This is a genomic window from Runella salmonicolor (genome assembly GCF_024158025.1).
In the GTDB taxonomy this organism is placed as follows: domain Bacteria; phylum Bacteroidota; class Bacteroidia; order Cytophagales; family Spirosomataceae; genus Runella; species Runella salmonicolor.
On sequence record NZ_JAMZEL010000001.1, the window covers coordinates 628,378 to 652,948 of the forward strand.

Genomic DNA, 24,571 nt, shown 5'->3' on the forward strand with positions numbered 1-24,571 from the left:
AAATTAAATGGGTTATGCCCTTATCTTTTCAGCAATCCAATCGTACATATTGAAGGTCTTGGTGAAATCATCTACTGAGCAGTGCGCCGAGCCGCTTTCTTCTTTTGGAACAATCTCCATAACGTGCTCGCAGGTAAGAACTTCGTTTACTTTATAGGCATTTTCTACAAAATTCTGACGGTCGTCTTCACCGTGTAGGATATACGTAGGCATACTAATTTTTTCGGCGACGCCCTCCAGCGTAAAGTTTTTGAGCTTTTCACGCGCCTCTGTCATGTTTTCAGCGCCCACGATATGCTGCACGATTTCAGCCAAAGGGTGATTGTCGGGACGGTTTTTCCAAATATCATAATACGACCAAACGGCCCCGAAAATCATACAAACCTTGAAACGAGGCTCAAAAGCCGCACAACGTGCCGCCATGTAACCACCCATCGAAACGGCCCCGATACCCACCCGTTCAGTGTCCACTTCGTCTTTTAGGTTTTCGATAATATAATCCAAAACCGCCGTTCCGGGTACGTTGTAATCATAACGGGTATGAATGTGATTGAGACGCAAAGCGGCTCCCTGGCCCGGGCCATCTACTGCCATCATTGCGATACCGCGTTCATTGAGATGTTGAGCTATACCAAAATACAGTTCCTCGGCCAAGCTATCTAAGCCACCGAACATCACCATCACTGGCGGATTTTTCACTCCTGCTGGTTTGAAAAGATAAGCAGGCAAAAACGAGCCTTCAAAAGGGATATTAACCGTTATAGGTCGTTCATCGAATAAGTCAATGGCTTTGATGAACGCATCACGGCATTTGAGATAATAAGGAATCTTGCGTTCATCACGGAGCGTCATAAAAAATTCGGCGGTGCGCAGGTAGTTGAAGGCCCTGAGATAGGTTCTTCTGGCCGAAACTTTATGACCCGCTTGGGCGTATTTTTCGGCAATTTCATACACTTTATCCCCCATTTTTACCCATGCCCGATTAAAGCTTTCTCTATCGGCAGGGTCAATTTCACTGGCTACTTCTAATATTTCTGCAAATTCGCCACCACCGTAATGCGCCTGCGTCAATGCTCTGTTTACTTGATATGAGGGCATGTACTGCCCCGGAAAATAATGCCACATTTTACGTTTGGTTATTGGTTACTGGTGGAATGGTTGATTAGAAATTGGTTAATTGTTTAAATCAGTCTCAATTTCTTACTATCCAATCAATCAATTACCGGTTACTAAAATTATTTGTAACTTGATTTCAATTTTCAAAACACCTATTTCCTACTAATGAAAAATCAAAACTTTACTGAGCTTGAGGTTTATAAAGAATGTCGTCAATTAAGAATCATAATTTCTTCACTTGTAAAAAGCGAATTTCCAACTGACGAAAAATATAAACTGTCTGATCAAATTATTAGAAGTTCGAGAAGTATTACTGCAAATATTGCCGAAGGCTACGGAAGATATTATTATAAAGAAAACATCCAATTTTGTAGAACTTCGAGGGCTTCTTTATTAGAAACTTTAGAACACCTAATTACTGCTTTTGATGAAAACTATATTTCTAAAAATCAACTAATTGAGCTTAAATCCAAAATTGACACTTGCGGTAGATTAATAAATGGCTATATCAATTTTTTAAAAAAACAACAAAAGCCAAAAGATGAGGATTGATATTGGCTATGTGTCATTTGTAATTGAAAATTGGTTATTTTATGTCCCAATTACCAATCCACCAGTAACCAATCCCTAAATGTCCACTGGTTTTACCACTCCGTCGGTGAGGCCGTGCTTCTTACCTTTACCCATTTCGGCAAAAGGATTGGCATTGCCCCACGCATCGTTTGGATTGTCTTTGAGGTAATGCAAGTCAGGCCCGTGGTCGGGGGCAAAAATCAATCTGGCTCCCGCATAAAATTCAAAAATGATGTTGCTGCCGGGGTCAATGATGTAGATAAAAAACCCTTCGTCGGCTTTGTGGCGCGTGGGGGCGCCCATTACGCTTTTGAAACCTTTTTCGGTAAAGTAATCGAGGGCCAACAACACCTCTTCGCGGCTGTCGAAGTTGAATGCAATGTGGTTGAGGGTAGCTTCGCCAGGGCCCACATTGGGGTCGGTAAAGATGGCAATGTCGTGCGAAAGATTCGCCGTTGTCCAAAGACCTCCGATGGGTGGGATTTCGTCGTCAATTCTTACTTCATCGGGATTCTTCAGTCCCATTTTTTTCCAAAATTCTTTTTCTTTGGAATACTGAAACTTAGCCACCATGTACGTGACGTGGTCTATGCGGCGCGGGTTGACCCCAATACGGCGATTGCTGGCGTAACGGTCGGCGTATATACTACCACGTTCGCCCGTTTCTTTCAGCCAAACCACATCCCAAAAAATTTCATGTATATGTCCTTCGGGAGATTGAAAACGATAGGCTTTGCCATGCCCCATGTCACCCTCAACCCAACCCAATCCAGCGCCAATGCTTTCGAGGTACGCCACGCATTCTTCCAACGCCTCTGGGCTATCGGCGCGCCAGCCGATATGTCCTAAGCCGTTGGTTTCGCGCGAGGTGATTTTGAGGGTGTGATGAAAATAATCGCCCCAAGCTCTGAAGTAAACAGAGTCGCCCTCCCGGCCTGTTTCGTCCAATCCAACAACTTCTTTGAAGAAGTGAATTGATTTTTCAATATCGGGAGAATAAACCTCCACGTGCGCCAACTGCGAAAAGTAATGCGGATTCTTTGCCACCAACGTATGTTTTTAAGATTGAATACTGCTTTAAATAGTTCTATTTTTCAATGCAAAGTTCCAATAAATAAACACGTTAGCGTTAGTCTAAAAGACGCCATTAATCCGCAAAATCAATCCATTTTTTTATATTTCACCAGAATAAAGGCTTTATTTTATAGTAAATGAGGCCAAACAGTTCTTAGCTCCTTTTATTCAAACATAAAAAAAGGATTAACTGCTCTTTAAGCGGCAAATGCTTTCTTTTTTTCAGGTATTCCTGACGGATTGATTCGCTTTTTGTAGAATTTCTGACAATTAGTACGGAGTTTAGTACCATATTTTCCAGAGGAGAAGCTGGCTTTTTTTCCCAATCAACTTAAGTAACTAAACAAATTTATTCACGCAAAGTCGCAGTGGCGCAAAGAGTATAAAAGGTTGATTATCCAAAACTTAGCGGCTCTGCGTGAAGTATAAATTAATTTTGCACATTTACTTAAAGAGTACAGTGGCGGCTTCTCGGCCCATTTCATACGACCGCTACTCCACAGTTTCCCTAAGGCTAGGAATCACATTAAATACACTAAAAACTGTACAATACCAAGAAATATTTTCAATTTCAGGGTTCACAAAACAGTAAATTTGGTACGATTAAGTATTACAATGTAGGTAGCCAAACAAACCTCTAAATCCATAACTATGCGACGCGTTCTTTCTGGTTTATTCATCTTTACTGCTCTTATCTGCAATGATGCCCATGCCCAATACAACAGGGTTGCGATGAATCGCGAATACATCATCTCTCTTACCCCACAATGGAAAGGAGAGCGACTTCCCGACGGAAGACCCTATGTATCAGACGATTTACTGGAGAGACTCAAAAAGGTGGTGTTGACCCACGCTTGGGGCGGTTTAAAGAAGCACAAATTCAATAACCAATACCAAGGGAATTGGATGATGGTCAACCCCGACAAAAATACCATCATGACCGGGCGGGCGGTGACGGCTCAATACATGCCACAACGGCCTGATTTTGGGGATGTCATCCGAAAAGTGGGATTGGCCGAAGGCCACGGCGACAAGGCACTATCAAACGTATGGCCGATTGAGATGCTTAAAGATGGAGATGTATACGTGGCCGATGGTTTTGCAAAAATGAATGAGGGGACATTGATTGGCGACCGATTGGCCAACTCTATTTACTCAAAATCAAAACGGGGCGTGGTATTTTGGGGCAGCGTAAGAAATTTGCAAGAAATCCAGAAGGTAGAAGGATTTAATGGTTGGATTTTGGGCAATCACCCTTCGGCCATCAATGAAGTGATGTTGACCTCAATCAATGCCCCTATCCGAATCGGCGATGCCACCGTTTTGCCCGGCGATGTGGTGTATGCCAGCCCGTATGGCACCCTTTTTCTACCCGCCTATTTGGTAGAAGGAATCGTACTGGAAGCGGAAATAAGCAACCTTCGTCACGTATACGGCATCATGCGCAATAAGGCTGGCGATTGGACAACCGGCCAGATAGACAGTGAGTATACCCCACAGATGAACAAAGAATTTCATGATTATTTGCGTAGCCTACCCGACAACAAACTTCCCATGCCCCGCAAAGAATTGAATGCGTATTTGGAAGCTAAAAAATAATGTATTGTTCGGATAGGGCTATTCTGAACCTCGTATAGCCCTATCCGAATTCTCTCAAACACTCCCTTCTTTTCAGTCCTTTTTCCGGTATTCTCCGGGGGTAAATCCCGTTTTTTGTTTGAAGAAACGACCAAAATCACTCAGTTCAGTTTTCCCGATTCGGAAAGCGACTTCGGCAATCGAAAGCCCCGTCTGTTTGAGCATTACCTTGGCTTCTAGTAGGAGCATATCGTCGAGCAACTCGTGGGCAGATTTGCCCGTTGTGGCCTTCACGCACTTGTTGAGGTGATTGGGCGTCACCGAAAGAATATCGGCATAATCCCTGATTTTTTGTTTTTGATAACTATACTGCGCCAGCGCACTTTTGTATTTTTCCGTAATCTGCGAAGCCGCGTTGATTTTTACTTTTTGCTCGGTTTTCACAAACGGTCTGATTTCCGACATCAACGCCAGCAAATACCCCTGCACAATGCTAAAATCGGGCGAGTCGCTTTTTTTGTATTCTTTTTCGAGCCGGTGCAGAATAAACAAAATCGTTTGCGTGGTTTCTTCGTCGATGGTCACCAACGGATTACCAATAAATTGCAGAAATGAATAGTCGGCAAACAGGTCTTTGGATTGAAAGTTTTTGGTCAAAACCTCGCTATCAAAGTGGCAGTAAAATCCTTTGGCATCCAAGCTCATGGATTTGTGCGCGGTAATCTGGTAGGCGGGCAAAAAGAAAAACGTATTGGCCCCAAATTGATAACTGTCCAACCCCTTGCTCCTGACGCTGGTTCCGCTCGTCAAAAACACAAAGTCAAAGACCATTTTTCGGTGCGGCGGCAGCGGAAACTTCATCATGTCTTTGTATTCTTCGAGGCGATTGATGTGAAAAAAATGATGCGTCGACGTAAACAACGTTTGCCACGCCAACTGGGCGTCAAAATGGATTTGTCCCATTTCAAACGGATTCAGGATGGGAACAGTGCTGTTTTTCACGCATCAATTTGTTTAAATCTTACCAATCCTATTTTTTCAACGCCTCCTCAATGGCCTTCTCGGCCAGCGGAGCCATGATTTGGTAGCCTTTTAAGGTTGGATGCACACCATCGCCGGCAATGTCCGGGCTCATGCCATTACGACCGTCTTTCATCGCGGTATGATAATCCAAATACACCAACCCGTTCTTTTGAGCATACGCTTTTAAGCGTTCGTTTAGTTGAATAATTTTATTGGGAACATCCGTAATTTCCTTCCGCCACGGAAACTCAAACGCGGGGTGCACCGACGCCAGCACGACTTTGATTTGGTTAGCCTTTGCAATTTCGACCATAGAAGCGATGTTTCCCAGCGTAAATTCGGGGTTGTATGGGCCTGTATTTTCGGCGATGTCGTTGATGCCGATGTTGATAACCACCACTTTAGGTTTCAGCTCCACCACGTCGGGCCGAAACCGGAGCAAGGCTTGCGGCGAGGTCTGCCCGCTAATGCCCCGACCGATGTAGTTGCCTTTGGCAAAAAACTCAGGTTGTTTGTTCACCCAGCCTTCGGTGATGGAATTCCCCAGAAATACCACCCGATTTTCATCGGCTTTAGGGGCGGGCAGCTTTTTATTGGCATCGGCATATCGGCTCAAATAGGCCCAGTCGTTGCGTTGAAAACTCGCAATTTGCTCTTCTGAATATTTCAAATCCAACGCGGAAGGACGCAATTTTTTCAGGTAACCCTGCAATTTCATCCAATCGCCAAAACGCTCATACCACGTATCGGTGGGGATTTTTTGTTTGTTCATGCCAAAACCATGTCCTCCTTTTTGGTAAATATGTAATTCTGCGATTTTTTTGGCCGCAATCCACGCATCATACAAGGCCGTGGCGTGCGGGGCAAAGCCCAGTTGGTCGTCGGAAGCGGCGCAAATCCACGCTGGTGGGGCATCGGCAGGGACTTCTATCTTCCCAAAAATATCTGTTTTGGGATAAATCGGCGCAATAAAATCTGGACGGTTGGCGGCGGTGTAGCTCAATCCCACACCCAACGTCAACGCTCCACCCGCCGAGAAGCCCATAATCCCGATTTGGTTGGGCAAAATATCCAGCTCCTTGGCGTGTGTTCTCACATATTCAATCGCTTTTTTGCCATCGGCTACGGCCATTTCTACCACGGGGGCGTTTTCTTCGTCGAGCTTCTTAAAATCCCGCATTTTGGGCATTAGTTCCGCCACGGGGTCATCGGTGACGCTTCGCACCAGTCGATATCTAAGTACAAATGCCGCCACACCTTTGGAGTTCAGCCATTTGGCTACCTCAATACCCTCGCTGTCGATCGAAAGAATGTGAAAAGCTCCGCCCGGAGCCACAATCACCGCCGTTCCCGTCGCGATTTCCAGCTTGGGCAAATAAGCAGTCAACGTGGGCTGCGATACGTTATAAACCGTTCTGGTCTTGAAGGCATTGTTCACGCTTTCCTTTTCTCCCCACGTCCAACTTTCAGAGCCAGGCGCTTTTCCCTCATACAATTGGATTACTTGTTGGGTATATCCCGTTGCTCCCGTCAGGGTCAGAAGGGCAATAAGCGTGTAGATAGCTGATTTCATTGGTAGTTTTAAGTGTTTTTTTTGTACAAAACTGCGGATAAATAAGCAAAAATTGTAAGGGAAAGCAATCAATTGTCGACAAATTCAATCCATTTTAGGACATTCTGCCTGATATAAATCAATTTAGTTTACTGAATCCTCAAGGATGATTCTCTGACGACCAAGCCCGTTCTCAAAACATTAGAAATCGAAATCCTGTCGTTTTTGGGGTTTTTGATCAGATTAATCAGCAATTCAGCCGCGGAGCGCCCCATCTCAAACGCAGGCTGCGCTACGGTACTCAAGGGAGGATTGAGCAGGCCAGTGATGGGCAAATCCGAAAACCCAATCAGCGCAATATCGTGCGGCATGGATAATCCTGCTTCCGTAATGGCCGCGTGAGAACCAATGGCGATGTTGTCGCTGGAGGCAAAAATTCCGTCTACTTTGACCGAGCCACTCAGCAACTTACGCGTAATGACGAGGGCTTCCGGCGAGTTGTATTCAGACGACATAATGATGTCCTCCAAAATAGGTATTTTATAGTCAAGCAACGCCGACCGATAGCCGTGCAATCGACGACGGCTAATGAGTAAATTGGGCGGCCCAGAGATATGCGCGATTGTTTTACAACCCTGTTTTATCAAGTGCTCGGTGGCTTGATAAGCCCCTTCAAAATCATCTACCGATACTTTATGGGTATCTATTTCGTCACAAATACGGTCAAAAAACACAATGGGAAATCCTTGATCGTGGAGACTCTTGAAGTGGGCATAATCTTGGGTTCCGGTAGCCAACGAAACCAACATCCCATCTTTACGACGATTGGCAATGTGCCTGACGTTCATCACCTCACGTTCGTAGTTGTCGTGGCTTTGATAAATCACTACGTGATAGCCTTGGGCAAAAGCCACATCTTCAATGCCCGCAATCACCAAGGCAAAAAAAGGATTGGAAATATCGGGCACAATCACCCCAATATCGTTGCTGTGGCTACTCAACAGGCTCAACGCTACGGGGTCTGGCGTATAGTCGAGCCGTTGTGCCAGTTCCAAGACCCGCTGTTTGGTCTCGGCTCCGATTTCATAGCTGTCGCGCAACGCTCTCGAAACCGTAGAGGTCGAAACGTTGAGTTCCCGGGCAATATCTTTGATGGTTGTTTTTTTCATCTTAGGTACTATCTTAAAAAAGTCATATTTCTCTCCAAATCAGAAAAAAATAAATACAACAAGGTAGTCAGGTATTTTTACATTTTTTATTGAAATGTTCTGATTGACGCAATCGTTTTCGGGAACGTTTGCGTTAAGATTTTTAAAAATAAACGTATATTTTCTTGTAAATACACCCTAATAGACATAAAATCAACAAAAAAAGTGGGATAAATTCCCGAATCGTTCAAACTGTACCTTGGTTTAATTATACTTACGTTAAGCCTCAACTTCAAAAACGCATAACCTATGAAATCTACTAAATTGCTCTCTACGCCATCGCTTCTTTTGGGAGTGCTGTTGTTTGCTTCCAATGCGGTTTGGGCGCAGATAAAAACGCAGCCGTCTCTCGGATACCGTTCAGCAAAGTTACTGACCGTTAACGGATTACAATTTAAAGATTTAAACAAAAACGGCAAACTCGATAAATACGAAGACTGGCGATTGTCCAACGAGGTCAGAATCAACGACTTGATTTCTCAGATGACGATGGAGGAAAAAATCGGCTTTATGATTATCAGTACAACGCGTTTGAAAGGCGATCAGGCGTTTCAGGCTAATGCAACTAGGGGAGAAATTACGAGTGATTTCAATGAAGAAGATTTAGTACAACCAAATAATATGTTTACCCGCAAGCCTTTGCCTACGCCAATGATGTCGGCGGCGGGTACCACCAAAGGGGTCATGAATTTCCACTTGCGTCATTTTATTTTACGGGCCAACACTTCCGCCAAAATCATGGCTGATTGGGCCAATAATTTACAAGCGTTGTGCGAAACCTCCCGTTTGGGCATTCCTGCCATTGTCGCGTCAAACCCACGCAACCACGTGACGATTGACGCCTCTGTCGGCTTGAGTGTAGGCACAACGGTATTTTCTAAATGGCCCGGCGAATTGGGTATGGCGGCCATGCGGGACCTGAAACTTACCCGTGAATTTGCCGAAATTGCCGCCCAAGAATGGTCGGCGGTAGGCTTGCGCAAAGGCTATATGTACATGGCCGATTTGGCCACCGAACCCCGCTGGCAACGCGTGGAAGGCACTTTTGGTGAAGATGCCGATTTGTCGGCCAACATGATTCGCGAAATTGTGCTGGGTTTTCAAGGCACCAAACTGGGCAAAAACTCGGTCGCGATGACCACAAAACACTTCCCCGGCGGCGGTCCGCAAGTCGACGGCCAGGATTCACACTTTGAGTGGGGCAAGTTTGCGCATTATCCGGGCGGGATGTTTGAGTACCACTTGAAGCCTTTCAAAGCGGCCATCGAAGCGGGCACATCTTCCATCATGCCGTACTATTCGGCCCCCAAAGACAAGAGTATGGAAGCCGTGGGATTTTCGTACAACAAAGCCATTATCAACGATTTATTACGTAAAAAACTCGGCTTCAAAGGCATTATCAACTCCGATACTGGCCCCATTGACATGATGCCTTGGGGCGTAGAAAACCTCACGATTGTTGAGCGCTACCAAAAAGCCATCGAAGCCGGCGTTGATATTTTTTCGGGCGGTGCCGACCCCGCTATTTTGTTGGAAACGGTCAAAAAAGGCTTGGTAAAAGAAGAGCGAATCAACGAATCCATCAGCCGACTATTAAAAGAAAAATTTGAACTGGGCCTTTTTGAAAATCCGTACGTGGATACCGAGGCCGCCTCTAAAATAGTAGGCAATGCCGAATTTCAGAAAAAAGGTGATTTGGCCTTGCGCAAGTCCATTGTGCTGCTCCGCAACGACGCGAAACTGCTGCCCCTCAAAGCCCAAACCACTGCGCGCCGCACGAAAGTTTATTTTGAAACCTACTACAACAACGGACGCACGCCCAACCCAGTAACGGTCTATAAACCAACCTCTACCCACCCCACGATTGAGTTTGTGGCCACCAAAGAAGAAGCCGATGCAGTGCTGCTGTGGCTGATTCCGAGCGGCGGAAGTCTGTTCAGTTCTGCTGGCAAACCAATTGAATTGAGCCTTTCAAAAAACAAAATCGACGTGGCTCACGTCAACGAACTTATCAAAAGCAAACCCACCATTGTGGCCATCAACTATACCAGTCCATGGGTAATTAATGAGTTAGACATGGATAATACCAAGACCGTTTTGGCTACCTTCGGCACCACCACCGACGCCCTGATTGACATCATAAGTGGAGCATTTAAGCCCACGGGCAAGATGCCGTTTTCGACGCCCATTTCTGAACAGGCCGTGGTCGAAAACAAGTCAGACGTACCGGGCCATCTCGAAAACAAGGGCTACGCACTCTTTAAATTTGGAGATGGATTGAGCTATTAGGGGTTCCGCATAAATCTGGGGAATGCGTCAGTCGGTCCGCCGACACACTCCCCAGATTTACGTTCAAGCAATTAATCAAACTTGGAAAGTCTTTTTTGCCCAATCATTTTTCTTCTTCTTTGTTGGTAGGATGAATGACAAACCACGATGCAACATAGGCCGTGAAAGTTCCAAAAAGGCCTACCCCACCCGTCATTAAAACCACCGCAATCAGCCTACCCTCGGTCGTGACGGGGTATTTGTCGCCGTAGCCTACGGTTGTGATGGTAACATACGCCCACCAAAGGGCATCTTCGGCGGTTTTGATGTTGCTGTTGGGATCTTTTTCAACCTGCAAAATACCGATGGCCGAAAAAATAATCAGCAAAACCGCAAGAATGGAAACGGAAGTGAACGCGCCCTGCGCTTTGTTGTGAAAAAGGTGATGAAGCAACTGATGAATAGACCGAAAAGCGCGAATGAGGCGCAGCAATCTGATGAGCCGTAATAGCCTTCCAGCCCGCAGAAAATCAACCATCGGAATGCTGGAAATGAGGTCAATCCAGCCCCAACGCATAAACTTTCGTTTGTTTTCGGCTTGATAAAATCGGATGCAGAATTCCACAAAGAAAAAAACGCAAATGGTATTGTCGATGTAGTTTAGCAACAATGATGTTTCTTTGGGCAACACATAAACCGTATCAATGGTCAGTGCGCCTAAGACATAAATAGAAAGCACCAGCACCAGCAAATTCAAAAGCCCTAATCTGTTTGTAGGTCGGGGGGTATCTGCTTCTTTCATCGTGAAACTGTAAAATTAAGAGATTAAACATGAATTCAAGCCTCCTTTAGAGTTATCATAGTCATGACAACGTCATACCACCTGCTCATTTGAGAATAAACTGCTGATGATTACCCAAATATACATCCTTTTTTATCTGAGTTATTTGTTAAGAATTAAACCGTAAATTTGTAAAAAATAAGAAATTTATGAAACTACAAGCTCCATTATCTAACCTCCAAATGGAACTGCTCAAACTATACAGTGCGGGAGTTTCTGACGAACACTTGAACGAAATCAAGGTATTAATTGCAAAATATCTTTTTGAAAAAGCACGCGAAAGAGCTGATGCCATTTGGGATAACAAAAACTATAGTGACGAAAAAATCAACGAACTCCTAAAGCCAAATACCTGAAATGATTCGAGTAGTCATCGACACAAACATTTTTGTAAGGGCAATTTCTGGGCGTTCATTTTCTAATTTCATCTTCGATTTATTGTTTAATAATCAAATCACGTTGTGTGTTTCGACTGATATTCTTCTGGAATATGAAGAAATAATCACAAAGATTTACGATTCTACAACCGCTGAACTAGTCATTGGGGCTTTGCTCCTGCTACCCAATGTACACCGTACTGAAGTATACTTTGATCTTCGTCTAATTATACAAGATGCTGATGATGACAAATTTGTAAATTGCGCTTTTGCTACCAATGCCCACTGCATTGTGAGTGATGACCGGCATTTCAGTGTATTAGACAAAATTCCTTTTCCTAAAATTCCTGTTTTAAAATTTACTGAGTTTAAAGAGTTTATAAAAATTTAATGTTGTAGCCTTCCATTAAAACTACCTCAATCGTTAAAATTTCTGAGCTCAATTGCATGTAAAAAACAGAACACCATTATTCACCTAGGCTCCTTCCATTATCTTTACAAAATGGAGACACTTTTTCGTTTTTTTGCCCAATTTCAACCCCTCTCGACCGATGCACAAGAAGCGATTCGGGAGATATGCTCGGTGGTTCATCTCAAAAAAAATGAAGAATTACAACCCATCGGGCATACCTGCCGCACCATTTACTTTGTAAAAAAAGGCATTGCGCGTATTTATTATTATAAAGATGACATCGACATTACAGAGTCATTTTCTTTTGAAAACAGCATTATTGCCCGCGTAGAGAGTCTTTTTACCACAAAACCGTCGCGTAAAGCCATCCAAATCATTGAAGATACCGAGCTGATTGCCATCAATGCAACCCAACTTTTCAAACTCTACGATATTCATCCGTCTATTGAGCGGCTCTTTCGGAAAATCTTCGAAAAAGGCTACGTCGAAACCGTAAATCGCATGGAAAGTCTGCAATTTCATACCGCCGAAGAGCGCTATTCAGCCCTCCTACACGAAGCCCCCGACCTCCTACGACGCGTACCGCTCAAATACATTGCTTCTTATCTGGGCATTACGCAAGTGAGTCTCAGCCGAATTCGCGCTACCCTCAAATAGCCTCGTTGACGTTTCGATTATTTAACAAATGTAAAAGGAATCCGTTTTCTAGGGGCTGACCTTTGTGGGGAAATTAACATCCTCGCATGGAAACCATTCAATTAGGACTCAAAGAAAATGGACGGCAGTTTGCCCTTTTGGTCATCATCAATGCCTTTGTGGGCGGTATGATTGGGCTTGAACGCTCGATTCTGCCGCAACTCGCCGAGCAAGAATTTGGCATCGCTTCCAAAACCGCGCTTTTATCATTCATCGTTACGTTTGGCATTACCAAAGCCATTGTTAACTATTTTACGGGTAAACTCGCCAACTCGTTGGGACGAAAAAGGCTATTGGTGATTGGGTGGCTGTTTGCCTTACCCGTGCCGTTTATTCTGATTTATGCGCCCAGTTGGTCGTGGATTGTGATTGGTAATATCCTGTTAGGTATAAATCAGGGGTTGAGTTGGAGCGCGGCGGTGATGATGAAAATTGACCTCGTCGGCGACAAAAATCGGGGACTGGCGGTCGGTATCAACGAATTTGCGGGTTATCTTTCGGTAGGGCTGGTGGCCTTCCTGACTGGCTATATTGCTGAACGTTATGGAGTTAGACCGTATCCTTTTTACTTGGGCATTGGATTTGCCACGATGGGATTAGGTCTGACTTTGTTGTTTGTCAAAGATACGCGTCAGCATGTTTCTAAGGAAAACCAAAAAAGCAGTATTCCAACGCTGAAAAGTCCGTTTTGGGATACTACTTTTCGTCATAAATCATTAAGTGCCATCACCCAAGCGGGTTTAATCAACAACCTCAACGACGGCATGATTTGGGGAATATTGCCGTTGCTTCTGCTAACCAAGCACTTTACCCCCGCCCAAATCGGCATTTTGACCGCCGTTTACCCCTCAGTTTGGGGGCTGAGTCAGTTGGTTACGGGCAAACTTTCTGACATTTACGCCAAGAAGATGCTCCTCTTTTGGGGAATGCTCCTCCAAGCCGCTGGTATCGTGGCGTTGATTTGGGCCAGTAACTTTCTCCAATTTACACTGATTGGAATATTTTTAGGCATGGGAACGGCACTGGTTTATCCCACTTTTCTGAATGCCATTTCTGATTATACCAATCCCCTCCAACGCGCCGAAAGTCTGGGTACTTTTCGATTTTGGCGAGATTTAGGCTATGCCATCGGTGCTTTGCTCACGGGTATCGTTGCCGATTCGCTGGGGATTGACGCATCCATCGTTGGCGTCGGTGGTTTAACCGCCCTTTCGGCTCTTGTGATTTTATTCAGGATGAAGTAGACTATGACTCAATCTCCATTTCTAACAACGCATAACTCAACGCTTTCCCGTGAGTATCTATGGCCAAAGAGGTCGTTACTCCTGTCAATAAGGCATCTTGACAAACAAACAACAACGACGAAATATGGGGCATTTCGTACCGAATTATTTCGCCAAATACGATTTCTTTTAAATGTTCTTTCACTCTTTCTGCCGTTACTTTTTGGCACAAAAGTTCATAATCTTTTGCATCATACGGAATCAGCGAGAGGGTAGAGATATTGCCTTTATCTCCTGCGCGGCTGTGGGCAATGTGGTAGAGCTTCATATTCAAAATATTATCACTTCTGGAATCACTTTTTTTCTATCCACCAAAACCGATACAATACCGACGAGTTCGGTAACGTATTTCCTGGCGCCGCCTCCGCCCGCTGGACCGTTGGTGTAAAGGGCTTCTACTTCTTCGCCAATCAGGGCGGCTTTTTGGGCGGTATCAGCATTGGCCGCTACTCGTAATCTCACTTCATAAGGTTCAATTTGGTGTGCAAAATCGGTACGGTGGATGGCTGAGACCCCAACGTAATCTGTTCGCAAATCGGGGAAATCGGCTTTGAGCCTTTTTTCAAGGGTATCGCCTGCTAATTTTGCCCGAGCGAGTGCATTTTGACCCGCGTACGAAATTTCGCCTTCAGCCAGAAAACCAGCCTGATAACCCACGCTTACTTTGAGTGTCGAAGGTTTTTCTTGGCCTGTTCCACCCCATACTTTGACTTGGTTTTCGGAAATTTCTTCCAATTGAACCGTGGTAAAATTGGCCGAAACATCGGGAGTGAGATAGGAAAAAGGATTGACGACTTCGTACAATAATTGTTCTTTGACCGTAGCTAGATTAACGACTCCACCCGTACCTTCTACCTTGCTAATGATGGCCGAACCATCGGCAAAAACATCGGCAAAGGGGTGTCCCAAGGTGTCCATGTTTGTCACAGGTTTTGTGATTGGGTCGGCAAAATACCCCCCAGTCACTTGTCCTGCACATTCCAACAAATGCCCCACAACGGTTCCTTGACCTAGCAGATTGTAATCGTCGGTAGCCCAACCAAACTCATGAATCATGGGAGCTAAAAACAGGGACGGGTCAGCCACTCGTCCCGTAATAATGATATTTGCATCTGATTTTAACGCTTCCAAAATTCCTTCTACCCCCATGTACGCATTGGCCGAAATGAGTGGGGAGGGATGAGCGCTGGGGGATGAGTGATTTTTAATTAGTTCAACAGCAAAGTTTTCGTTATTGAACTTAAAAATATCATCACTCATCACTTTTAACTTATCACTCAATTCATCGCCGATAACTGCCGCTACTTTTACAGGAATCCCTTGTTTGTTAGCAATTTCGATAATTTTCTTTGCGCCTTCCATGGGGTTGGCGGCTCCCATGTTGGTAATGAGACGAACGTTATTTTTAACCAAAATGGGCAATAACCCTTCGATGCGACGTTCCAGCAACGGGTCATACCCTTTGGCGGGGTCAGCAAGTTTCCGTTTTTGGGCAAGGGCAATCGTGCGCTCGGCCAAACATTCTAACACCAAATAATCTAAATTTCCTTGTTCGGCCAAAATCATGGCAGGTTCTAATCTATCACCCGAAAAGCCTGCCCCGCAACCTATTCTGATTTGATTTTTCATTGTTATTTATTGCCCGTAGAGACAAGGCGTGTCTCTACAATGTATAAAATTTGTCGTTATCCCAATTTTTGGGATTGTTTTCGATATAATCATTAATTCGTTGGTATTCCGCGTCGTTTCGGATAATATGGTCATGAAACCTGGATTGCCAACCGAACACAACCCCTTCATTATCTGTCAGTTGCAACCTATTACAGTGTTTTGTAACAGCGGATTTATAGGAACCAATAATAGACGAAACGGTATTTTGTCCCTGATTTTGAAACCGTTGTTGGGCAGGCGATTGCGGTTGTATTGACGGTAGAGACAAGGCATGCCTTGTCTCTACGTTATTACGGACGTTATCGTTATTACGGACGTTATCGTTATCGCGGACGTTATCGCCAACGACATTATTGATAAACGATTCATTTTCAGGTTTATCCAGAATCAAAATCCCATGAATATGATTTGGCATAACCACAAATGCGCCTAATTCAATATTTTTTGCATGGTTTTTAATCTCGTGCCAAAATACGTCGGCGAGAACACCGATGGACGATAATTGCATTTTATGATTGATAATTTTACCAAAAAAGTGCTCGCGATTTTTGGTACAAATAGTGATAAAATAGGCACCATTCCACCCATAGTCCCACCACGATGCACGTGCCGACGCAATACGGTATTTATTTTGAAATTTTTCCATCATTACGGCAATCATTTTACAAATGAATCGACCCCGTTAACAGCGCAATCAACGTCATCACAATCGTAGTGCCCCACGCCCAGAAAAACGTATGGCGTTGGTGTTCACCTAAATCCACCTCGGCAAGGCCAACCAGCAGAAACGTAGAAGCCGTGAGCGGACTGATGGGAAAGCCAACCGTCATTTGCCCTAGTAAAGCCGCGCGCCCAATTTCTAGTGGGTCTAGCCCAAATTGGGTAGCGGTTTGGCTCAAAATGGGAACTACGCCAAAGTAGTAGGCATCAGGAGTAAAAAGAATACTTGCAGGCAAGCTCGTGAGCGCAGTCAAGGTAGGCAGCCAACTAGCGTGTTGTTGAGGAATGAGCGCTACCAAAGAATTGGCCATGGCGTCAATCATTTTAGCCCCCGTCAAGATTCCTGAAAAGACGCCTGCGGCAAAAATCATGCTTGATACCAAAAATATATTGGTGCCGTGGCTTTTGACAACCTTATGTTGATCAGCGAGTTTTGGGTAATTAATAAGTAACGCAACCATGCTCGCTACCACAAACAGTACTGGGGCAGGAATCCACCCTTTGGTCAAAGCTACAATAAGCGCAATGGTCAAAATAGCGTTGAGTACAAGTAGTTTTGGTCGACGTAAATGATGCTGTTCTGTGCTTAAATTGTCTTTGTGACTGTACTCAAACTCAATAATTCCGAGGCGTTTTCGTTCTTTTTGTCCAAATAAATAGGCAACAAAAAGTACCCAAACAATACCTGCTACAATGGCAGGAATGTTGGGGTTGAAAATGTGAACGGCATCGCTTTTGAGTGTAGAAATGGCACGAGCAGATGTACCCGACCACGGAACCAAATGCAACGGCCCAACGCTCAATGCAACGATGCTCGCCAAGATTTTTCGGTTGATTTTCAGTTGTTTGTAAATGGGCAAAAATGCCGATAACACAATCATAAATGTCGCCGTACCGTCGCCATCGAGGTGAACAATCATGGTAAGAATGGCCGTTCCCATAATCACTTTGAGCGGGTCGCCTTTTACCGATTTGATAATAACGGCAATGACGGGGTCAAACAATCCCGCATCGAGCATGGTGGCAAAGTACAACACCGCAAACATCAAAAGTACCCCTGTGGGTGCTACTTGCTTAATACCCGCCAAGGCAAAATCGCCGAGCTCTTTGGGCTGAAAACCCGCCAACAATCCAAAAACAATGGGTGTAATGACCAAGGCTGTCATCACCGACATTTTTTTTGTCATGATTAGCACCAAAAAGACAAGAATCGTAGCAAAACCGAGGAGGGAAAGCATTCTCTTAAATTTTACTTTTCATACAGATTTTCACAGATGTTTTTACAGAATTCGGTGGCTATTTAATCTGGAGCTATCTGTGTGAAAAAGTGTTATTAATTAGCGTCTATTCAACTGTTTATATTTCTCAATATACATCTTATCTAGTGCTTCGGAGTCTTTGTATTTGACACGGAGATCAGCCAATTTTTTGTGCATTTCTGTTTTTATCTTGGCGTATTTGGGGTCGTTATAAACGTTTTTAAGCTCGTTTTTATCGTTGGTACGGTCATACAGCTCCCATTCATCCACATCATGATAAAAATGAACCAATTTGTATTTTTCGGTCACGATTCCGTAATGGCGTTTTACCATGTGTATACCTGGATATTCGTAATAATGGTAATAGGCGGCATCCCTGAAATTTTTGCCTTGGCCCTTAAAAATAGGAATCAGGCTTTCGCCCTGCATATCAGCAGGGGGGTTTACACCCGCAGCCTCCAAAAACGTTTGAGCATAGTCCAGATTTTGAACCATTTGGCTATTTTTTGACCCCGCTTTTATCACACCAGGCCACTTTATTAACAAAGGAGTTTTGAACGATTCATCAAAAATAAAACGCTTGTCAAACCAGCCGTGCTCACCCAAATAAAAACCTTGGTCGGAGGTGTAGACAACAATCGTATTTTCTTCTAGGCCATTCTCTTTCAAAAAGTCTAAAACCTTGCCGACGCCTTCATCTACCGAGGCGATACAGCCCAAATAATCTTGCATGTAGCGCTGATACCGCCATTTCATTTTGTCGGTTTCGCTCATTTTGGGATAATTTTTGATGAACTCTTCGTTCATTTTGTCGTAGGTTGCATCCCACACCTTACGCTGTTCGGCATTCATTCGGCCAACGGTGTAGTTATAATTGCGTTTATCGTACGGGTGCGACTCTTTGATGCCCAATTTATCCATGTTTTCGGGCTTGATTTTGGAATCACCCGCCCAGTTCATGTGCGTCAGAAGGTTCATTTCGGCTTGCTTTGAGGCACTTCCGCGACCTTCATAATTGTCAAAAAGCGTGGCAGGTTCAGGAAATTTTTTGTTGATAAATTCCTTGAAGTGGCGTTCGGCAGGAAGCCATTCGCGGTGAGGCGCTTTGTGCAAATAAGCCAAAAAGAACGGTTTTTCTGGGTTACGCTCTTTTTTGAGCCAGTTGAGCGTCAGGTCGGTGATGATGTCTGTGACATAGCCCATAATTTTCTTTTTACCCTCTTTTTTGGTGATAAAGTCGGGATTGTAATAGTCACCTTGGTCGGGCAAAATCTTAAACTCGTCAAATCCTTTGGGACTATTTCCAAAGTGTAATTTCCCGAACATCGCCGTCTCGTAGCCATTGGCTTGAAGAAGCTGTGGGAAAGTCATATTGGTGGTGTCAAACGGAAAATTATTGTCGATTTTTCCGTTTAAGTGACTGTGTTTTCCTGTCAAAATAACGGCTCTCGATGGCGCGCAAATGGAGTTGGTGACACAGGCATTGCTAAAAAGCATCCCTTCCTTGGCAATTCGGTCGATGTTGGGGGTTTGGGTAAGTCGGTTGCTATACGCCGAAATCGCCTGATACGCATGGTCGTCTGACATAATGAAGACGATATTAGGTCGGCGTGCCACCTGATGACGATTTTTCTCGGAGGCTTGTTTGAACGAAAATATACCAATAGCAATGACTGCTACGGCAGCGATAGAAAGGGTGATTTTTTTCATGAATACTAGCTTGTCAAAATTTCAAATAATCATTAAAAAACGGTAACAAATCATTCAAAACGCGACCGTCTGGAGACCAGATTTTATTGCCGTGGTCGCCAATATATTCTTCGGCAAAGTGATTGATACCCAAATTTTCTAACCGCTGACTCAACATCCCGATTTGAACGGGAAAACGGGGTGAGTCATTTCGTCCCCAGTCAAGTTTAATAGCGGTCATTTTTCGTAGATTATCCGCGTATTTGTTGACCATATACACGGGCATATTGGCCTCCCATTTCTCCAAAACGGCTTGATTCACTATCATTTTATCACCTTCGTAGCTAAATGGGAAATCACAGTAAAAGGGTGGTTTGTTTGGGTTTGGCGACCACGCACGAGCCACCGCCACCAATACTTTTGGATAGTAAGTCTTCTTTAATTCTTCTTGCGTTTTTACGTTTTGTACTTCTTTGAATGAGGGGCTGTTGGGGCCAAATTCTTTGACCATGGCCAACAAACCTGGGCTCAAGGCATAAATACTGCTGAAAACTTCGGGATGCAACATCCCAATCTTGAACGCCCCATAGCCTCCCATCGAATGGCCTGCTATTCCACGGCTTTCGCGAGTGGCAAGGGTTCGGAAGTTTTTGTCCATGTATTCAACGAGTTCTTTTGATTCAAACTCATCCCAGTTGCCAGTCAATGAAGAATTTGAGTAAAAACTACCCTCGTAAAGTGTGTAGTGGTCGGCTTGCACAAAAATGAAGGGACGAATTTTGTTGCGTTTGATGCCTTCGTCGAGGATGGCCTGCATTTGAGGAAAAATATTGTCTTTCCCCATGAAGCCGTGCAAGTAATAAATGACGGGATAACGTTGCGTAGATGCGTCGTAATTGGGTGGAAGATAGACTGAAACCTTCCGGTTGGGGTCTTCGCCTCCTGTGTTTTGAAGGGCTTGGGAGTTGAGGACAAAGCTGACGACTTTGCCAGATTGGGCAAAAGCCCCCTGCACCCCGACGGAGGAGCTAAAGATTAGGAGTAAAAAGAGTATTTTTTTCATCGGGTTAGTTTATTAAAAAACCTCCCGAAAGTTTAAAACTTTCGGGAGGGTGAGTAGTAGTGGCAGATACCCATACGGGCGTCCCCATTCTATCGTCGGTTTGACAAAAAATGCCTTAGCTCATCAAAATATTCTTAGCAAAAGCAACGCATTTTGCTACTTCTTTGACCGCATCCGAGCCTTCGGGAATTTGATACTCAAGCTCCACCGAAACGGGGAATTTATATTTGCGGTCACGAATCATCAACAATATTTCACGAATAGGGGTATCGCCCGTTCCCCAAACCAAGTTACCTGCGCCGTGCTCGGGCGTGGTACGGTCTTTTAAGTGCATCGTCGAAATACGGTCATGTTTGTTTTCGATAAATTTCATGAGCGCTTCTTTGGTGTTTTTGCCACCCGCCGCAAGGTAGTGCCCACAGTCAAAATTAATCGAATTATAAGGAGATTGGCTCAATGCGTTATCCCACAGGGTATCAGTAGCTTGGGTGTGGTTGTGGTAACCTACATACACCTTGTTTTTAGCCCCCAAATCACCCAAACGTTGCGTCTGTTTTGGATCGGTGGGTAGTTCTAGTGTCACAGAGGTTGCTCCCAAGACTTTGGCTACTTTCATACCGTATTCTACTTCGGCGTCGGTGTTGTTTACCCCAAAAGCGTTAGGTTTGAAAGCATAGATAGAGATACCTGCCTTGTCGAATTTCTTACGCACCTCTTTGAATTTATCCATCGAAACCGTACTGCGCCACTCGGCTACCTGCTTGTTGTACTCCGCCAACTGAGCACGTTGTTCGTCGGTCAGTTGCGGGCGTCCACCTCCTGCGGGCGGGGGACCCATCCGAACAGGTGATTTTGGTTTTCCAGCGTATTCTTCCACCGAATCTCCCATCAATTCGATGGCACTCAGGTTGGAATCAATGCAAAATTGGATTAATTTATCGACGTCGTGGGGCATACTGCGAAACGAATAAGTAATGGCCCCAATCTGAACTCCTTTGAATTTAGAGTTAGGCTTCTCGCCTAATGCCCATGCTTTGTTGAAATTCATTAATCCACCCATTGCGGTGAGCGAAGCCATTGCCATAAAATCGCGGCGGGATATTTGTGTATTCATTGGTGATTGGGATTTAATAATGAATTAAGGTTTTGTAAGTTTTTAATAAAAGAAAAACGTCCCTATCTTTTCCTGATTAATTAAATAATTTCGGAACAAATTGGGTTAAATATACCCGCCAGTTTCTCCAAATATGCCCACCTTCTGATTCCACATATTCGTATTTCATCCCCATTCCATCTAATTTTTTACGGAAATCTACATTGGCTTGATAAAGGAAATCTGTTTTACCGATTGCTATCCAATAGAGCTTGGTGCCGTTTTCTTTTTGCACTTTCAAAGTTTCGTCAATGTTGCTATACACCTTTGCGGTAGCATCTTCACGGGGCATAATGGCTGCGGAAAACAAGCCCACGTAGTCGAAAGTGTTTGGATAAAACCTTGAAATGTGCATTGAATGAAAGCCTCCCATGGATAAACCCGCAATGGCTCTGCTTTCTTTTTTAGCATTCACTCGGTAGCTTTTTTCTACAAATTTTACAATATCCATAAAAGCCGCCTCATAAGAGCCTTCCATGGTACGAGGTGCCATAAATTGCGGTTTGTAGAAGCCTGTGTTCCCTTCGCCAGGGGCGGCATCTTGCGAGGCATTCCCGTTGGGCATTACCACAATCATTGGTTTCGCTTTACCTTGGGCTATCAGATTATCCATGATTTGGGCAGTGCGTCCAAGGGCTATCCAAGCCTCTTCATCTCCACCTGCGCCGTGTAATAAATAAAGTACTGGATAGGTAGCGTTGCTACTTTCATAGCCTGGAGGAGTGTAGATAGTAACTCGGCGGTCGATGCCAAGGCCTGGTGAGTCGTACCAACGTCGGGTGACACTGCCGTGGGGAATATCATTAACCTTGTAAAAGTCTGCCTGCGGCCCTCCCACTATAAAAATATTAGTAACGGTCGCTACGTCACGATTTAAGAACGGGTTGTTGGGGTCGATGCTACGCAGCCCGTCCACCGTAAACGAATACGAATACAATTCAGGGGCGAGGGCGTCGGAAGTAAAAGTCCAGACGCCTTTAGCATCTTTTTGCATCAAAGCAGGTTTGGGCACATCTACCAAACCAAAACGTGATTTGACCTTCATGGTAGGCAGAAAATCACCTGTTATAAAAACAGAGTCTGCTTTTGGGGCAAAAAAGCGGAACGTAACCGTTTTATCCGCATTGATTTCGGGCGACTTTAGGTCGGCGGCATTGAAAAGAGCTTCTTGCGTAAAAGCTAAGTGGCTCAATACTAAGCTAAAAAGTAAAACAAACGATTTTTTCATGTTTTGAAAGGAAAGTTTAATTGAGTGGAATCTGCCTTTTTCTTGAATAAACAATGTCGTTTTTAACATTAAATGACACCGCCAGCGAGTTTTGCAACCCTCTGACGGTGACGAAACGAATTGAATTGAACTTTGATAGGTAAGAAAAAATTATTGGGGAGCAACGACCTTCAATAATTCTTCGTCGTGGTGATAACGAATGTTACACTTATTGTCGAAAAACATCGTTGTTCCTTTCTCGGCCGTATAAGGTTCCCATTTTGGAAGCCCTGCATGGTTTGGATTGCCTGTTTTGGCGAAATTAATCCACGATTGGCTTATTTTATCGGCCAACACATATGCGTCTTTGCCACCACCCGTCATTTCTTCACAGCGCGCAATGTTGTTGAAGACAAACGGAATTTCCATACAGTGAACAGCCTTGTATTTTCCGTCCATCACAGGCGACTGCCAAGTAAACATGAACATATAAACGGGTGCTCCCCCTGCCAACGACGACTTTTGCTTGGCCTGCACCACTGCCCCCGGACGAAACATCACGTCAATGTCCAAAACGGCAGAAGGTTTGGTATCTTCAGGAAAGGCCTTTTTGGCCGCAGCGATATACGCATCGGCTTTGTCACCATACGTTTTCTTTACCAATTCTAGTACTTGTTCTGGGGTACTGTTGGCTGGTGCTGCACGGAAGGCCGAAAATTCATTTTTAGTGGTTCCAATGAGCAAAGGAATGTTTTTTGATAACTCAAACGCTTCATTTGAAAACAATTGATATGGGAGGACCTCACCGTCTACGCTCGGCCCCCAGCTCAAACCAAACCCAATGACGGGCTTGCCTTCGGCTTTCAATTTATCGGCAATGGTTTTGAGGGCTTTTTTGCCTGCGTCGCTCAGGGTTTGGAAAGGTACATTCTGAACATCGTCCACTTTATCGGCAGCAATGTTAAGTTCTTTAAGCACTTCTGCACCAATGGCTTGGGTTGTTTTTTTGTCGAGCATGGCCGCGCGAAACGACCCACTTTGGTTGATGGCTTTGTGGAATAAACCTTTGGCCGATGGCATCGCCATCAGGGTGTTTACTTTCGCTCCTCCACCCGACTGCCCGAAGATGGTTACGTTGTTGGGGTCACCGCCAAAGTTTGAAATGTTTGTTTTTACCCATTCCAAAGCGGCTTTCATGTCCAATACGCTCAAATTAGCCGATTGTTTGTATTTATCACCGTAAGCTGACAAGTCCAAATAGCCTAAAATATTTAAGCGGTGGTTGATAGAAACCACGACAACATCCCCTTTTTTAGCCAGATTCTCCCCATCGTACGAAGGTAATTCTTGCGAAGAACCTGCCGTAAAACCTCCCCCGTGAATCCAAAATAATACAGGCCGTTTTTTGCCGTCGTTTATGCTTGGCGACCAAACATTGATACGCATACAGTCTTCGCTTGTATAGCCCCAATTGTGGTTAAAAACAAACTCAGATTCGTCCATTACAGAGGTCGTTGGATCCATGAGCGGAGCCACGGGGCCATAGGTCATTGAGCTGCGTACATTGCTCCAAGGCTTTGGCTTTTGGGGGGCTTCAAAACGCTTGGCTTCTGCATACGGTATACCTTTATACGTAAAGATTCCGTTGTGAATATAGCCTCTCACTTTGCCCGCGTCGGTATTTGTGACGGCTACATTTTCGCCCGTTTGAAGTTGGGCCTGCATAGGTTGTGACACACAAGTTGCGGCCAGCAAAAGTGGAAAAATGAGTCTTTTCATTGTTTAATAAGTAGTAAAACTGATAGGTT

The 24,571-nt window shown here is 44.5% G+C and carries 22 protein-coding genes; 7 read left to right on the forward strand and 15 right to left on the reverse strand.

The window, feature by feature from the left end:
• Nucleotides 1-12: 12 nt before the first annotated feature.
• Nucleotides 13-1,125, reverse strand: a complete 1,113-nt coding sequence (locus NCI00_RS02660) for an alpha/beta hydrolase family protein (protein ID WP_253524747.1) — start codon at nt 1,123-1,125, stop codon at nt 13-15.
• A gap of 156 nt (nt 1,126-1,281) precedes the next feature.
• Between NCI00_RS02660 and NCI00_RS02665 the strand changes: the two genes are divergently transcribed.
• Nucleotides 1,282-1,668: a four helix bundle protein gene (locus tag NCI00_RS02665; protein WP_253524750.1), complete on the forward strand. Its 387-nt coding sequence runs from the start codon at nt 1,282-1,284 to the stop codon at nt 1,666-1,668.
• 75 nt (nt 1,669-1,743) lie between these two features.
• Here NCI00_RS02665 and NCI00_RS02670 read toward each other — a convergent pair whose 3' ends face one another.
• A complete protein-coding gene (locus NCI00_RS02670) occupies nt 1,744-2,736 on the reverse strand; it encodes a VOC family protein (RefSeq protein ID WP_253524752.1) in 993 nt (330 codons plus the stop codon).
• Nucleotides 2,737-3,414: 678 nt separating this feature from the next.
• Here NCI00_RS02670 and NCI00_RS02675 point away from each other — a divergent pair.
• Nucleotides 3,415-4,362: an RraA family protein gene (locus NCI00_RS02675; RefSeq protein ID WP_253524754.1), complete on the forward strand. Its 948-nt coding sequence runs from the start codon at nt 3,415-3,417 to the stop codon at nt 4,360-4,362.
• Between the two features lie 72 nt (nt 4,363-4,434).
• Here NCI00_RS02675 and NCI00_RS02680 read toward each other — a convergent pair whose 3' ends face one another.
• The 3 genes from NCI00_RS02680 to NCI00_RS02690 all read right to left on the reverse strand — a co-directional run bounded on the left by NCI00_RS02680 (nt 4,435) and on the right by NCI00_RS02690 (nt 8,085).
• On the reverse strand, nt 4,435-5,343 hold the full coding sequence (locus NCI00_RS02680) for a helix-turn-helix domain-containing protein (protein ID WP_253524756.1): 909 nt from the start codon (nt 5,341-5,343) through the stop codon (nt 4,435-4,437).
• A 28-nt stretch (nt 5,344-5,371) separates the two neighbouring features.
• The gene (locus tag NCI00_RS02685; RefSeq protein WP_253524759.1) at nt 5,372-6,937 is read right to left on the reverse strand and encodes a GDSL-type esterase/lipase family protein; all 1,566 of its coding nucleotides are present in this window, start codon (nt 6,935-6,937) and stop codon (nt 5,372-5,374) included.
• A gap of 128 nt (nt 6,938-7,065) precedes the next feature.
• Nucleotides 7,066-8,085, reverse strand: coding sequence for a LacI family DNA-binding transcriptional regulator (locus tag NCI00_RS02690; RefSeq protein ID WP_253524762.1), 1,020 nt, complete (start codon nt 8,083-8,085; stop codon nt 7,066-7,068).
• Between the two features lie 288 nt (nt 8,086-8,373).
• On the opposite strand from NCI00_RS02690, the gene NCI00_RS02695 reads away from it, so the two are divergent.
• Complete coding sequence (locus tag NCI00_RS02695) at nt 8,374-10,413, forward strand: glycoside hydrolase family 3 protein (protein WP_253524766.1); 2,040 nt, start codon at nt 8,374-8,376, stop codon at nt 10,411-10,413.
• 103 nt (nt 10,414-10,516) lie between these two features.
• On the opposite strand, the gene NCI00_RS02700 is transcribed toward NCI00_RS02695, so the two are convergent.
• Entirely contained in the window at nt 10,517-11,194 is a 678-nt protein-coding gene (locus NCI00_RS02700; RefSeq protein ID WP_166559692.1) for a potassium channel family protein, read from the reverse strand.
• Nucleotides 11,195-11,382: 188 nt separating this feature from the next.
• On the opposite strand from NCI00_RS02700, the gene NCI00_RS02705 reads away from it, so the two are divergent.
• From NCI00_RS02705 to NCI00_RS02720, 4 genes are all read left to right on the forward strand, one after another.
• Entirely contained in the window at nt 11,383-11,589 is a 207-nt protein-coding gene (locus NCI00_RS02705) for a DUF8507 family protein (protein WP_253524768.1), read from the forward strand.
• A gap of 1 nt (nt 11,590) precedes the next feature.
• On the forward strand, nt 11,591-12,001 hold the full coding sequence (locus NCI00_RS02710) for a putative toxin-antitoxin system toxin component, PIN family (protein WP_253524770.1): 411 nt from the start codon (nt 11,591-11,593) through the stop codon (nt 11,999-12,001).
• 111 nt (nt 12,002-12,112) lie between these two features.
• Complete coding sequence (locus tag NCI00_RS02715) at nt 12,113-12,679, forward strand: Crp/Fnr family transcriptional regulator (RefSeq protein ID WP_253524772.1); 567 nt, start codon at nt 12,113-12,115, stop codon at nt 12,677-12,679.
• Between the two features lie 86 nt (nt 12,680-12,765).
• Complete coding sequence (locus tag NCI00_RS02720; RefSeq protein ID WP_253524774.1) at nt 12,766-13,962, forward strand: MFS transporter; 1,197 nt, start codon at nt 12,766-12,768, stop codon at nt 13,960-13,962.
• Between the two features lies 1 nt (nt 13,963).
• Here NCI00_RS02720 and NCI00_RS02725 read toward each other — a convergent pair whose 3' ends face one another.
• From NCI00_RS02725 to NCI00_RS02765, 9 genes are all read right to left on the reverse strand, one after another.
• Nucleotides 13,964-14,269, reverse strand: coding sequence for an AtuA-related protein (locus NCI00_RS02725; RefSeq protein WP_253524776.1), 306 nt, complete (start codon nt 14,267-14,269; stop codon nt 13,964-13,966).
• A 2-nt stretch (nt 14,270-14,271) separates the two neighbouring features.
• Nucleotides 14,272-15,630 (reverse strand): acyclic terpene utilization AtuA family protein, encoded by a 1,359-nt coding sequence (locus NCI00_RS02730; protein ID WP_253524778.1) that lies wholly within the window; start codon nt 15,628-15,630, stop codon nt 14,272-14,274.
• A gap of 34 nt (nt 15,631-15,664) precedes the next feature.
• Entirely contained in the window at nt 15,665-16,321 is a 657-nt protein-coding gene (locus NCI00_RS02735; protein WP_253524781.1) for a transposase, read from the reverse strand.
• A 13-nt stretch (nt 16,322-16,334) separates the two neighbouring features.
• Nucleotides 16,335-17,630 carry a CitMHS family transporter gene (locus NCI00_RS02740; protein WP_253524783.1) on the reverse strand — a complete coding sequence of 432 codons (1,296 nt, stop codon included), beginning with the start codon at nt 17,628-17,630 and terminating at the stop codon, nt 16,335-16,337.
• Between the two features lie 99 nt (nt 17,631-17,729).
• Nucleotides 17,730-19,361, reverse strand: coding sequence for a sulfatase family protein (locus NCI00_RS02745; RefSeq protein ID WP_253524785.1), 1,632 nt, complete (start codon nt 19,359-19,361; stop codon nt 17,730-17,732).
• Nucleotides 19,362-19,374: 13 nt separating this feature from the next.
• Complete coding sequence (locus NCI00_RS02750) at nt 19,375-20,403, reverse strand: alpha/beta hydrolase (RefSeq protein WP_253524787.1); 1,029 nt, start codon at nt 20,401-20,403, stop codon at nt 19,375-19,377.
• A 115-nt stretch (nt 20,404-20,518) separates the two neighbouring features.
• Nucleotides 20,519-21,517 (reverse strand): sugar phosphate isomerase/epimerase family protein, encoded by a 999-nt coding sequence (locus NCI00_RS02755; protein WP_166559684.1) that lies wholly within the window; start codon nt 21,515-21,517, stop codon nt 20,519-20,521.
• Between the two features lie 76 nt (nt 21,518-21,593).
• On the reverse strand, nt 21,594-22,784 hold the full coding sequence (locus NCI00_RS02760) for an esterase (protein WP_253524789.1): 1,191 nt from the start codon (nt 22,782-22,784) through the stop codon (nt 21,594-21,596).
• 150 nt (nt 22,785-22,934) lie between these two features.
• Nucleotides 22,935-24,542 (reverse strand): carboxylesterase/lipase family protein, encoded by a 1,608-nt coding sequence (locus tag NCI00_RS02765; RefSeq protein WP_253524791.1) that lies wholly within the window; start codon nt 24,540-24,542, stop codon nt 22,935-22,937.
• Nucleotides 24,543-24,571: the final 29 nt, after the last annotated feature.